Annotated in this window: 9 protein-coding genes; 2 read left to right on the forward strand and 7 right to left on the reverse strand. The window is 36.9% G+C overall.

Going from position 1 to position 12,865, the window contains the following annotated elements; all coding sequences use genetic code 11:
* Positions 1-53 precede the first annotated feature (53 nt).
* From FZC40_RS07280 to FZC40_RS07305, 6 genes are all read right to left on the reverse strand, one after another.
* On the reverse strand, positions 54-1,988 hold the full coding sequence (locus tag FZC40_RS07280) for an HD domain-containing protein (RefSeq protein ID WP_148603251.1): 1,935 nt from the start codon (positions 1,986-1,988) through the stop codon (positions 54-56).
* 10 nt (positions 1,989-1,998) lie between these two features.
* Entirely contained in the window at positions 1,999-3,018 is a 1,020-nt protein-coding gene (locus tag FZC40_RS07285; RefSeq protein WP_186843670.1) for a sensor domain-containing diguanylate cyclase, read from the reverse strand.
* Positions 3,019-3,142: 124 nt separating this feature from the next.
* On the reverse strand, positions 3,143-4,402 hold the full coding sequence (gene uvsE / locus FZC40_RS07290) for a UV DNA damage repair endonuclease UvsE (protein ID WP_148603253.1): 1,260 nt from the start codon (positions 4,400-4,402) through the stop codon (positions 3,143-3,145).
* 209 nt (positions 4,403-4,611) lie between these two features.
* The gene (locus FZC40_RS07295) at positions 4,612-7,014 is read right to left on the reverse strand and encodes an HD domain-containing phosphohydrolase (RefSeq protein ID WP_148603254.1); all 2,403 of its coding nucleotides are present in this window, start codon (positions 7,012-7,014) and stop codon (positions 4,612-4,614) included.
* Positions 7,015-7,042: 28 nt separating this feature from the next.
* The gene (locus FZC40_RS07300; RefSeq protein WP_148603255.1) at positions 7,043-7,729 is read right to left on the reverse strand and encodes a CDGSH iron-sulfur domain-containing protein; all 687 of its coding nucleotides are present in this window, start codon (positions 7,727-7,729) and stop codon (positions 7,043-7,045) included.
* 32 nt (positions 7,730-7,761) lie between these two features.
* Positions 7,762-8,058 carry a cupin domain-containing protein gene (locus tag FZC40_RS07305; RefSeq protein WP_148603256.1) on the reverse strand — a complete coding sequence of 99 codons (297 nt, stop codon included), beginning with the start codon at positions 8,056-8,058 and terminating at the stop codon, positions 7,762-7,764.
* A 151-nt stretch (positions 8,059-8,209) separates the two neighbouring features.
* Here FZC40_RS07305 and FZC40_RS07310 point away from each other — a divergent pair, with 151 nt between their 5' ends.
* Both FZC40_RS07310 and FZC40_RS07315 read left to right on the forward strand, forming a co-directional pair.
* Entirely contained in the window at positions 8,210-9,385 is a 1,176-nt protein-coding gene (locus tag FZC40_RS07310; protein ID WP_148603257.1) for an iron-containing alcohol dehydrogenase, read from the forward strand.
* Positions 9,357-10,853, forward strand: a complete 1,497-nt coding sequence (locus FZC40_RS07315; RefSeq protein WP_148603258.1) for a sensor domain-containing diguanylate cyclase/phosphohydrolase — start codon at positions 9,357-9,359, stop codon at positions 10,851-10,853. Before FZC40_RS07310 ends, FZC40_RS07315 begins: the two co-directional genes overlap by 29 nt.
* A gap of 78 nt (positions 10,854-10,931) precedes the next feature.
* Here the strand turns inward: FZC40_RS07315 and FZC40_RS07320 are convergent, their stop codons facing one another.
* Entirely contained in the window at positions 10,932-12,791 is a 1,860-nt protein-coding gene (locus FZC40_RS07320) for a diguanylate cyclase (RefSeq protein ID WP_148603259.1), read from the reverse strand.
* Between the last annotated feature and the right edge of the window lie 74 nt (positions 12,792-12,865).

Here is a 12,865-nt window from a genome sequence, read left to right on the forward strand (position 1 = left end):
TCAGGCATCATTTTTTTCTATGCTTAACGCCCAAGTTTTCTCTGCATTTTTTCTCACTGTACCATTTTATCCGAATGTACCACTTCAACAAACAGCCTTGCAATATTAGGGTCAAACTGATTTCCGGCACACCTTTTGATCTCAGCAATTGCCTCATCTTTTCTCAATCCTTTTCGATAAGTTCGATCGCTGGTCATTGCATCAAAAGAATCCGCCACGGCAACAATCCTGCCCTGCAGCGAAATCTCCTCCCCCTTTAAACCTTTGGGATAGCCTTTACCATCCCATCTTTCATGATGCTCAAGAATATAATCAGCCATTTCTGAAAATTCATTGACCGAGCTTAATATTCGATAGCCGATTTCAGGATGTTTTTTAATTTCCTTCCATTCATCCATATTTAGCTTCCCCTGTTTGTTTAAAATATTTTCATCTATTCCCATTTTTCCGATATCATGAATTAATCCCGCGGTCTTAATCCGATTAATCTCATCCTGGTCAAATTTCATTTCTATTCCTATCTTTTCACAAATTCGACTCACTCTCGTTGAATGCATCATTTCGCGGTCACTTTTTTCATAAAGTGTGTTCATAATTATTTCAATGGTTTTGCTTCTTTTACTTGAACTTTCATACAACTTATGCTGATACATATTATCCTCTGCATTTTTAAGTACCTTTTGGATGTTTTCTTCTTTTCGCTCTTTTGTATAATTGCCAAACGCAATCGAGAGCTTTAATCCTTTAACCTTTTCTTTCGCTGCGAATGCTTCTATTTCTTTAATTATCCCTGCTGCCGTATTCTGACCCGTTTTAGGTAGAATAATCACAAACTCATCTCCGCCAAGTCTAGCGACGACATCACTTTTTCGGCAACCATTTTTAATCACTTTTGAAGCTTTTTTGAGAAGTTCATCACCAACGGCATGACCAAAAGAATCATTGATAATTTTTAAACCGTTAACATCTGCCATCACCAAAGTAAGCGGAAGATTTTCTTCTTTGTCTAATTTTGACAGTACTTCTTCGTAAAATCGCCGATTAAACAACCCGGTTAAATAATCATGGTAGCTTAAATAGCGAATTTTCTCTTCTGTCTTTTTTATCCGTGTGATATCTTGAATTGTTCCAAAATTACCGATATGATTTTCATGATCATCTAATTTGGGAATAACCCGTACATTCACGATTCGCTCTTCCAAATCCGGCCTGATAGCTCGGAAAATAAAATCTGCCGATAATCTTTTATTTAATGCCTTTTGCATATTCTCAAGCACATACGACAAATCATCGGGATGTATATATTTGACTAATTTTTCTTTATGATCAATCAAGGTTTCAGAGGAAACGCCAAAAATATTGAGTGCTTCATCCGAATAAGTCATTTTATCATTAGCTATATTATGTTCATAATTACAAAGATGTGCTAAATTTTGAGCTTCCATCAAAGCTTTTTCGCTTTTTTTTCTAGCTTCATTTTCCTTTTCCAGATCACTTAGCAATCTGATCGTCTTTTCATGCGCGGCTTCCAATTCCCGAGTTTTTTCCCTCACCAACGCCCTGAGTCTAATCTTTTCATTTCGTCTTTGAACGTTTGCATTTTTTATTTTCACCATTGCCCGGATCTGTGAAATAAGCTCATACTCATCAATTGGCTTATAAAGGAAACCTTCCGCTCCGCATTCCAATGCCAGTATCCGATTTTCTTTATCGCCTCTGGAGGTGGTAACAAAAACTACCGGTATATCTGAAAGATCTGTTTTCGATTTTAGTTCTCGGCATACTTCAAAGCCATCCATCTCCGGCATAATGATATCTAAAAAAGCAATATCCGGATCCTCTATCGCTGCAATTTTCAAACCTTGTTGTCCATCAAGAGCCATCAATACTTTCGCATCTGGAAAAGCATTATTGATCATCGCTTTCAATGTCACAATATTATCCTGATTGTCATCAATCACTAACAGTTTCAACTGTCTATTTTCCACAAATCACCTCTTAAAAAATCCCTATCTGATTTCTCCCTTTGTCTTTAGCTGTGTTTAGGGCCGAATCGGCTCTGGACACAATATTGGCTGGCAAAAGGTCATTTTTATATGCGGCTATTCCAAAACTAGCCGTTAACTTACCAACTTTTGTAAAATTAAAATCATCCATCATCGCTCTTAACTTTTCTGCCAATATCTCTGCCCCATTTTTATCTGTGTCTGGGAGAAGGATCAGGAATTCTTCACCATTCCATCTTCCCACTATATCGATTGACCTTACATTTTCTTTAATTATCTTTGCATACTCCACAAGCACGGTGTCGCCAATCTGATTTCCATATGTCTCATTCACCATTTTTAAGGAGTCGATATCCACTAGTATTATCGCAAATGGTCGCTCTGTTCTTTCAGAACGGTCAAGTTCCTTTTCCAAAATTTCATCGATTATTATTCGGTTATAAACTTGAGTGAGTTTATCTGTAATCGAAAGCCGTTTAATTTCTTCTTCCAGCCTTCTTCTTTCCGATATATCCTTGATTATAATTAAAACATGCGGTTTTCCTTTTATATTAATAACGCGAGATGAAACGAATCCAATAATCGCGTCTTCATTTTCATTGTTTACAGCAATTTCCATTTTCAGTCCATCACAAAAACCATTTTCTTTTAATTCTTCAAACACTCTTTTATCAAGTTCAAAATACAAATCCGGTGCACTCGTTTTTTTGTCTATAAGCGCTTCTTCTCTGATCTTGAAAACATCAGCAAAGACTTTATTATAGGCAACCACTTGTCCTTCATCCATGGTTATAAAAATAGCGGCCTCCGGAACCGTTTGAAATACCAGTTCCAAATTCTCTTGCGCCTCTTTTAGTTCTTTGACTGAATTTTGAATCGACTTGATTATTGCATCAAGTTCCCGGAAATCCGGATCCTGGATAAACTGTTCTGGAATAATCCCGCTTAACTTTTCATCAATAACCAGGGTCTTAATATAATCAATCAGTTCTTTTGTATCTTTATTTAACATGATCATTCCTATAAACACTTTCCCCACTCAGATGATTGGCCAAAATTAATTCAAAAGCACCTTTTCCATTCATGATTTTATCCCCTAAATTTTATTATTCTATTCTTATATTTTTGTAGTTTTTTTACACCATTTCGTAATAATAAGATTCTAACAGATATACCTGTTCGTATTTAACTGCCATTTTCCACAAATTTTTCTTTACTTTTTTAATCGATACTTCCCCTTTTTCGTACCGATCCAGCAGCTTTAAAAAATACTTTTTTTCACTGGGTAAGGCATTATTTCTAAAATAGCCCCATATATGTTGCGCAACATTAATCGAATTTCCGATGGTTGTTTCTTTTTGCAAAGCATTTTCAATCAAATGATAAAATTCAATGGCGGGATAATTGTTTTTATTATGTAACAGCTTTCGGATTTCCAGATAGTCCAAAGGTGATCTTTCTAAAACTGCATATTTGTACCTACTCCATTCTCGTTCAAGCACCTTAATTTTTCTATCTTCAGATATGCAATTAAGGCACTTTATTGCGGAGAGGTTTTTATCTTTCACTTCAAGCATAATATCTAGGTTCTTGTCGTCCAATCTGTCGTAAAAGGCCATAAACTCATCAATCCTTATGTTCTTGGAATGTGATCCCTGCTTTTTTTCAGGGTTCTGCTGTGAGTAATGGATTTTTTGATTGCCATCTTTTTTTTCCCATGTTTTTTTGCTTTCTTTAATCCAGAAGGCATCCGTTTTTTCCTCTTTGCAAGGGTTATCCTTATGATGAAGAACATCAAAAATAACCGGAATATCCAAATAATTTCCTATTTCCAACACATCACAGATTGTGTAACACTTGCCATCGTTTTCAATAACCAATCTGTTCTTAATCCTTTTATCCAATCCTTGATAATTTTTTATGAATCTCAGTTTCCCCTTATTTTTGTTATTGTATACTCCGCCGATGTGCAGAACGATTTTATGTTCAGTTCCGACGCCAAGACTATCTAACAAGCGGGTATGATAATTCAAGTCTTCTATGGCTCTTTTCACGATATCATCATCAATAGCATTTAATACCGTATACTGACCAGGATGTAGTGAAACACGCATTCCACTTTGCCTGATTTTTTTACCAATATGGGCCAGCTTCTTATCAAAAAGTTCCCACCAATTAAAATGATTCACCGGGCTGGAGCCAAAGGGAATTAACGAAGAACTTATTCTAAAAAGGTTGATATCATTTTTTAAATTGTAATCAATCATATTTTCAAGCACATTCAAATTATGCTCAATCAATTCAATCAATTTTTCATCGGAAGCATTTTTTAGCAAGCAAGTTTTTAAATCTGTATTTGGTACACCTACCGTTAAACATGCATAGCCAATCTTCATCAAACCCCTTCTTTCTTTAAATTAATACTCAATGAATTCCTTTATGATGCTTGTTTTTTATTTATTATAACATATCGTTTGCAAAAACAATATCAAGAAAGCGCTTTTCAATTTTCGCTTTTTTTCACTGACGTTCGCACTCATTTGCCTCTTTACCCCAGTACAAATAAAAAGCTGCCAAACAGGAAGAATTTTTTCTGTCTGACAGCTTACCTTGTATCTTTCTTTAAAACTTCTTCTATCAATACCCTGGCAACCTCCGGATCAAACTGTTTCCCTGAACATCGCCTGATTTCATCGATTGCTTCTGCTTCGCTTAATCCTTGTCGATAAGAACGATCACAGGTCATTGCATCATAAGCATCAGCGACGCCAATTATTCTTGCCTGAATGGAAGTTTCCGCTCCGATGAGTTTCTTGGGGTACCCTGTTCCATCCCATCTTTCATGATGCTCTAATACATACTTGGATATTTCTGAAAATTCATTTGATGCGCTTAAAATACGATAGCCAATTTCTGGATGACGATGAATTTCTGTCCATTCATCGTCATTCAATTCTCCCTCTTTGTTTAGAATCTTTTCATCAATTCCCATTTTTCCTATATCATGCATCAGGCCTGCGACTCGAATTTGATTGATATCGTCTTTTTCAAAGTTCATTTCTTTCGCAATCAATTTACACAATTCACCGACTCTTTTTGAGTGAAGCATCTCACGGCGGCTTTTTTCATAAAGTGTATTCATAATAAGATCAATGGTTTTACTTTTAATGCTTGCACTTTCAAACAATTTATGCCGATACATATCATCTTCCGCTCGTTTATAAATTTCTTGAATATCCTGTTCCGCATTTTCTTTGGTTTCATAACCAAAAGATATGGAAACAGCAAACGCGCCAATCTTTTCGTTTGAAATCTTTGCCTTAAGATTTTTGATCACTTCAACCGCTTGAAAAACATCCGTTTGGGGTAAAATAACAATAAATTCATCCCCGCCAAGCCTGGCCACAATACTTTGTTTCGGACACGCCGATGAAATGAGTTCCGCCGCCCTTTTAAGCAATTCATCCCCCATGACATGTCCAAAGGAATCATTGATGAGTTTTAGTCCGTTAACATCACCCATAATCAGGGTAATCGGCAAATTAAATGGGGTATCCAATCGAACCAATTCTTCTTCATAAAACCGGCGGTTATACAAACCGGTTAAGTAATCATGATAACTCAAGTAGCTAATTTCTTCTTCCGCTCGTTTTCTTTCTGAGATATCAGATATTATTACTGCAAATTCTTTAAATCGTGGCGAATATGCAATCACTTCAAAACATTTATCTAATTCGATTGAATAATTTTCAAAATGGACTGGCTCACCCGTCATTGCCACCTGACCATATACCTCAATCCAATATGTTTCTGTTCTTGGCAATACCGTCAATACGGATTTTCCAATAATATTTTCCCGTTTAAGTCCAGTCAACCGCTCATAGCTTTCGTTGGCATCCAAAAATATATAATCAACAACATTCCCTGACTTATCTACGATTACTTTATGAACAGCCAGTCCCTGAGACATTTGGGTAATCAGCAACCGATGCCGCTCTTCACTTTCTTTTAAAGCGTCCTCAATCTGGTTACGTTCTGAAACATCTACCAAGATATAACTGATCAATTTTCTTTTTAAATCGAAATCATTTTTATTAATATAAAACCATCTGGTATCATTATTTATTGTAACCTTAACCGGTGTTCGTTTAAAAATTTCCTGATCCAGGCTTTTTATTGTTTCTTTAATATCCTTTGCATTCAAAAATTCCTTTGCATTTGCATTAGAACAGACGATTTCCTGATCATTATTAATCAGAAATGCACCTTCTCCAATATTAGAAAAGGTGTTTTTCCAGCGATTTATTTCCAACTCAAAAATATCATTTTTAACTTCAATGTATCCAATCAAAGTAGTTATGAACAAAATGACAATCGGAGTCGGATCAAGATATTTATCAAAACCCAATAAGATGACAAGTACGGCAATCCAGGAGACCTGCATCAATAAAGCCAATATTTTGTAATTTCTTTTCAAGCTGACCGTATTTGTTTTGATAAAAGCTTTAAACAATGCAATTGTTGAAAACAGCAAAAAAACGGCATAGTAAACCAGTATTAAATAGTATCCAAGGTTTTTTGAAGTATGTGCTACTGAAAACCCTTGAATTCTTATTAATTCTATGCTGTTGTAGGTCCAATGATGAATAGGATTTGTTATATAAACAAGCCACAGCAGACTAGAAATTGCAGCCACAGCAGCCTTAGCATAAAAAGGCAGTTTGTTCTTTGTCAATCCCGAAACAAACAGCATCCCACAGGTTGGAATAAATACCACCCCCAAATATTCGAAGCTTCGAAAAATCAAAAATAAATCATTATCTAAAGAATTGAGTGCCAGAAAATAACCAAATGCATAAATTGCAGCGGCAAACATGAAAAGCGAAAAAAAATTAAACCGCCCCTCCACTTTTTGTTTAAACAACCTGATTCCAACAACAGTATAGGCAACCGAAATGATTGGCAGCGTAAACACGATTAAATTTAGCAACACCTGTTGAATATCCATTTCAATTCCTCATCATTCTCCGGCCAGTTTATTTTTTGTCTCTAAATTTAATGGGCACATGCATGGCGTCACAAAACGGTTTATCGCTTGACTTTCCACACCGACAAAGTACAACCCGATTTCTTTTTTCATAACATGTTCCGTCGGAAGATTCGATTGGGATATTTCCCTTTACAAAGATTCCGCCACTTACGCCTCTTTCCGGATCCTGAATGATATCAATACCTGGTTCGTATTCAGGTTCAAAAGCATTTCCAGCTTTATCAACGGCAACCAACCGCCCTGCCGGGCAATCGCTGGCGGCCTTAATAGCCTCTTCTCTTAATCTGGGATTGTTGGATTCTTCGGTTAGTTCCCAGACATCGCCATCATTTCTGTGACAGAAGCGGGCAAATGCACACCGATGATCATCAAATAAATCAAGATCCGGTCCTTCCATATACTCTGCCCGGTCTTCAAAGCTGTCTTTTGATGCGGTTTCTTCTCCATTAAAATCACTTTTTATATGAGCCCCGTCGCAAAATGGTGGATTTTTCGATTGACCGCAGCGACATAACGTATAGGTTTCAGCCTGGGGAAGCTCGCGCCCCTCAGTGTACACATAACCTCTTCCCGCCGCTGTTATAATTTTCTCAGAAAGTTTAACATGACCTGATACAACATAAGGCCCGTTTTTTAATATCTTTATTTTTTCACTTGTTTCATTATTTTTCATAATTTCCGTCCTCTTAGCTCCTTTTTAAAGACTTAGTAAAAAACACATAACCAAATACAGGGTGGTTCATTTGATGTATAGGCTACCCGATGCTTTTGGTGGGGAAGGATCAAAAGGCTGTCGCCTTTTGCTAATGCGACCCAATTATTCACAAATTCCAACTCAGCATTTCCATCGCATAGTACCACAAATTCAGTTTCTTCCTGATCATACCAGTCTGATATTTGCCCAGTGCTGATAATTTTTTCGATTCGGACTTTTTCATTTTCTATTAAAATAGTTGTCATTTCATTTGTTAGTGAAAGTTCCGATAACTCAAAAATATTCATTTTCTACCTCTATATACTGATGATATCATAAAATTCAACATTTGAAAAACAATGTGTTAATTTTTCCTTAAGTAATAGGGTTTACATTTAAAAACCGACCTGTTATACTGAAATTATTTAATTGTTTAAACTATCCAGGGGGGATCTTAACTTGACAGAATCATTATTAGAATTAAGAAAATTTGTTGTTCCAGAAATAATCATTGGCGTGGATGCGCGATTGCTGATCGGACGCTATATTTCTCATTTTAATGCAAAAAAACCAATGATTGTGACTGACAAAGCGATACAAAAGTTCGAATGGTTTCAGGAAATTATTAATCTCGTCCGATCATATTCCCACGGGTTTTATCTTTTTGATGAAATCACTCCAAATCCCGATGACATTGAAGCCATGCTCGGCGCTGAGCTATTTCTATCTTTCGGTTGCGACCTGATTATTGCCATCGGTGGGGGCAGTTCCATCGATTGCGCAAAATGCATCAGTATTGTCGCTGCAAACGGTGGCTATATCTTGGATTATGAAGGCGTCGATGAGGTGAAAATGCCGGGTCCTCCCCTGATTTGTATTCCAACGACCGCTGGTTCTTCTGCCGACGTATCTCAATTTGCAATTATCAAGGATAGTTCTACAAATATAAAACGTGCCATCATCAGTAAAAAGATCGTCCCCGATTTGGCCCTGATTGACCCTGTGCCCCTTATGACCATGGACCCCTATTTAACAGCTTGTACCGGAATGGATGCCTTAACTCACGCAATTGAAGCTTATGTATCCAATACCCATTCGGCATTAACCGATGTTCACGCCTTGGAATCACTCAAACTAATCAGTCAGGAAATTGAAAAATCAATATTACCCGATAGAACCCTCGATACGATGTTTCAAGTCATGCATGGTTCCCTTCAAGCCGGCCTGGCTTTTTCAAATGCCAGCCTTGGTGCTGTCCACGCCATGGCCCACTCCATGGGGGGGCTTTTAGACCGGCCTCATGGTGAATGCAACAGCATTTTACTCGAGCATGTTATTCGTATTAATTTTGACAGTGTGCCTGATCGGTTTAGAAATATTGCTAAACAATTGGGCATTCCAGTCGATAATCTTACTAATGACGTTCTTCTTGAAAGAATCATCGACAAAATTGTTTCCATGCGAAACAATCTGCACATCAAATCCACCATTGCCGTGGAAACACTTGATGGGGCGATGCTGGATTATCTAGTCGAGAATGCACTCAATGATCCCTGCATGGTAACCAATCCAAAAGTTTTAACAAAGGATGAGGTGAAAAGCATTTATGAACGAGTATTATATTCCCAAAAATAAAAAAGAGATCACCCGAGAGTCCATTATTGGTCTTGGAGAAAACTCATTTAAAAAGAATTATTATTCTGAACTTCAAACTAAATTATTGGATCTGGAACGGGTTAACAGCCGCAGTAGGGCATTAATTGCCACCATTCCGGATATTTTATTAATCGGCGATGAAAACGGTCACATTGCTCCATTTGGTTCTTCTTTAAATTGCGCCTCCAATGTTACTTTAGAAATCATGCGAAACCAAACCATTATGGATGATTTGAAACAGGTGATCCAATCGGTTGTGGCTAGCAAAGTTTTAAGCGCCTATTATTTTACGATGCCTTTAAATGAGCAACTTCACTACTTTGAGGTTCGTATTCAAATTTCAGAATTTGATGAAGTATTGATCATGATTCGTGACATGACTGAACGGGTAACGCTGGAAAACAGATTGCGAGATTTAGCCGAAAAGGATGCTCTAACGCACATTGCCAACCGACATTTTTTTGAAGCAGCACTTGAAGAAATAGACCATCAGGACATTAAAAATCTGATCATTATTCTCCTCGATATTGATGGTTTAAAATTTGTCAACGATACTCTTGGGCACTTAGCAGGGGATCAGGTAATTATTACAACAAGCCAATTTATCAATCAGTATTTTCAACGATTTGGCATTGTATCACGAGTCGGCGGCGATGAATTTGGTGTTATTGTACGAAATCAATTGCCTGAAACCATCGAGATGGCTTTAGAAAATTTGAAAATCGCATTAAATGCCTTTAACGAATCCAGTGATTCGGCGTTTAAGATATCTCTTTCTTATGGATACGCTTACCATGCCTCCGGCTGTATCAATTCTGATTTTCTTTTTCAAGAAGCTGACAATAACATGTACCAAAATAAATTGCTTAAAGAGTCCAGTATTCGCAACAGTTTAGTAAAAACACTCATGAAAACTTTGGCCGCCAAAGATTACATCACCGAGGGTCATACCAATCGGATGCATGCTTTATCAACCATTATTGCTCAACACCTTCATTTACATCAAAATATTATGGACCGCATCCAGTTATTAACAAAGTTTCATGATATCGGAAAAGTTGGTATTCCAGATAGCATTCTTAAAAAGCCATCCGGTTTAACGCCTGATGAATGGAAAGTAATGAAAAGCCATTCTATTATCGGAGAGCGGATTGCCAATGAATCCTCAGATTTAAAAGAGATCTCCCATTTAATCCTCAAACATCATGAGAGATGGGATGGATCCGGCTATCCGCTAGGCATATCCGGAGATAAAATTCCTATTGAATGCCGTATTCTGGCAATTGTTGACTCTTTTGATGCCATGACAAATGATCGACCTTACCGTCCGGCGCTATCCATTGATACTGCAATTAATGAAATTATTAATTGTTCCGGAACCCAGTATGATCCGAATTTAGTTGAAATATTCATCAAGGTGTTCGACAAATATATAAAGTCTCAATAAATGCTCAGTTTTATTGAGACTTTAGTTAAATCAGTTCATTCTTTAATCTGATCCGAGCTTGATGCAAAAGCAGATTTATCATCTTTCTTCCACAAATTCTCTTTCCAATGCCTCCACGATCTCCGGATCATAGTGGGTGCCAACATTTCTTTTTATTTCTTCTATTGCTTCTTTTTGGCTAATTACTTTTCGATACGATCGATTGCTTGTCATGTCATCAAACCGTTCCCCGACTGCAATAATTCGCGACAATTTTGGTGTCTCTCTTCCTTTTAATCCTTGTGGATAGCCGCTTCCATCCCATCTTTCATGATGCCCTAAGACGATATTTGCCAAATCAACCGTGTGATCAAAGGCATTCAAAATCCGATAACCCACAACCGGGTGTAATTGCATTTCTTTCCAGGTATTATCTACCACATATTCATTCTTAGAAGCAATCTCTTTATCAAGGGCAACTTTACCAATATCATGTAAATATGCCGCTTTTGAAACCTTGATAACCTCTTCATCGGAAAGATTCATTTTTCTCGCAATTTTTTGGCATATTTCGCTTGTTTTTCTAGCATGTCTAGCCTCAGATGGAAATTCTTCATAAAGTGTTTCTAAAATCATATTGAAAGAATCTTCTTTGTTTTGGCCCCGATCCAAAGTTTTTTTCATATACATATTTTCTTCTGCTTTTTCTAGAATATTGGCAATATTCTCCTCCGCCTGATACTTTGTTGCATATCCCATTGATACATTTCCTTGAACGGCTTTTATTTTTTCTTTGCTAAAATCATCTTTAATCCGATTTGAAATTCTTTCAGCATCTTTCTTTTGAGTTTGAGGAAGTAAAATGGCAAACTCATCGCCTCCCCAACGAGCAATAATATCATCGGCCCGGCACACCTTTTTGAATATCTCTGATACTTTTCTCAATAATTCATCACCGGCTTCATGTCCAAAAATATCATTTGTTAATTTTAATCCATCAACATCGCCAATAATCACTGAAATCGGAAGATTCCTTTCGGTATCCAATCGGATCAGTTCTTCCTCAAAAAATCGACGATTGTATAAACCTGTCAGTGAATCATGAAAACTATTGAATTCCAGTTCTTCTCTTTTTTCTGTTTTTTCAGTTACATCTCTGAATACCACCACCGCACCGCCAACATTTCCTTCATCATCGCTAATTGGTGCGACACTGTCTTCCAAATGGTATTTTTCGCCATTTCTAGCAACCAACATAACCTGACTATCTAATTCTTTCATCGAATTAGTATTAAAAACGGCCTTAATCGGATCAATAATAATCCCCTCTTTTTTTTCGTGAATTAAAACAAAAACCTCTTTATAATGCTTGCCTACTGCCTCTTCTGCACTCCATCCCGTCATTTTCTCGGCGGTGCTGTTTAACATTTCAATGATTCCTTTTCGATCGACCACCATTACCCCATCACCAATTGAAAGCAAGGTTTTTAAATATTTTTCTCTGTTTCTTTCCGAAACACTTCGGATATATGTACCAACTCCAAAGTTTCCATTCAATAAATCGACTGGAAATTTAGTCGATTTATATACATTTCCCTGCCATAACATTTCATCTGTCACAAATGTTTTCGTCTCCAGTACTTTCCGATCAGTTTTTCGTTCTTTGGTGGCCGTCTTCTCATCAAGTATCTCAAAATCATCCAAGCCAATAATTTTTCCCGAACTGATTCCATAAAATTTTTCCATCGCACCATTTATGAAAATATAACTTAATTCTTCATCTTTTAAGCAAACGGGGATTTCTTCTGATTCAATGAAGGTTTGAACCAACTCATTAAATCGTCGGATCTCTCGGCCCTTTTTTCTTTTTATTCTTTTTTTCATACCCCAAAAAACAAAAATGCCTAATAGAAACACGCTGCTAATGATGATGATGATTTGCAATATTGATATCTTCATTGATTATACTTTCTCCAATCATTAGCTTCAAATTTAAATTTTATCTGACGTTGTCATTAACTAGCCCATTATTA

Origin of the sequence: Acetobacterium tundrae, from assembly GCF_008086615.1 — a bacterium.
In the GTDB taxonomy this organism is placed as follows: Bacteria; Bacillota; Clostridia; order Eubacteriales; family Eubacteriaceae; genus Acetobacterium; species Acetobacterium tundrae.

Coding starts and splice junctions, on each gene's coding strand:
- FZC40_RS07300 (WP_148603255.1), bottom strand. CDS start 7,729: ATGAAAAATAATGAAACAAGTGAAAAAATAAAGATATTAAAAAACGGG.
- FZC40_RS07315 (WP_148603258.1), top strand. CDS start 9,357: ATGAACGAGTATTATATTCCCAAAAATAAAAAAGAGATCACCCGAGAG.
- FZC40_RS07320 (WP_148603259.1), bottom strand. CDS start 12,791: ATGAAGATATCAATATTGCAAATCATCATCATCATTAGCAGCGTGTTT.
- FZC40_RS07285 (WP_186843670.1), bottom strand. CDS start 3,018: ATGTTAAATAAAGATACAAAAGAACTGATTGATTATATTAAGACCCTG.
- FZC40_RS07295 (WP_148603254.1), bottom strand. CDS start 7,014: ATGGATATTCAACAGGTGTTGCTAAATTTAATCGTGTTTACGCTGCCA.
- FZC40_RS07305 (WP_148603256.1), bottom strand. CDS start 8,058: ATGAATATTTTTGAGTTATCGGAACTTTCACTAACAAATGAAATGACA.
- uvsE (WP_148603253.1), bottom strand. CDS start 4,402: ATGAAGATTGGCTATGCATGTTTAACGGTAGGTGTACCAAATACAGAT.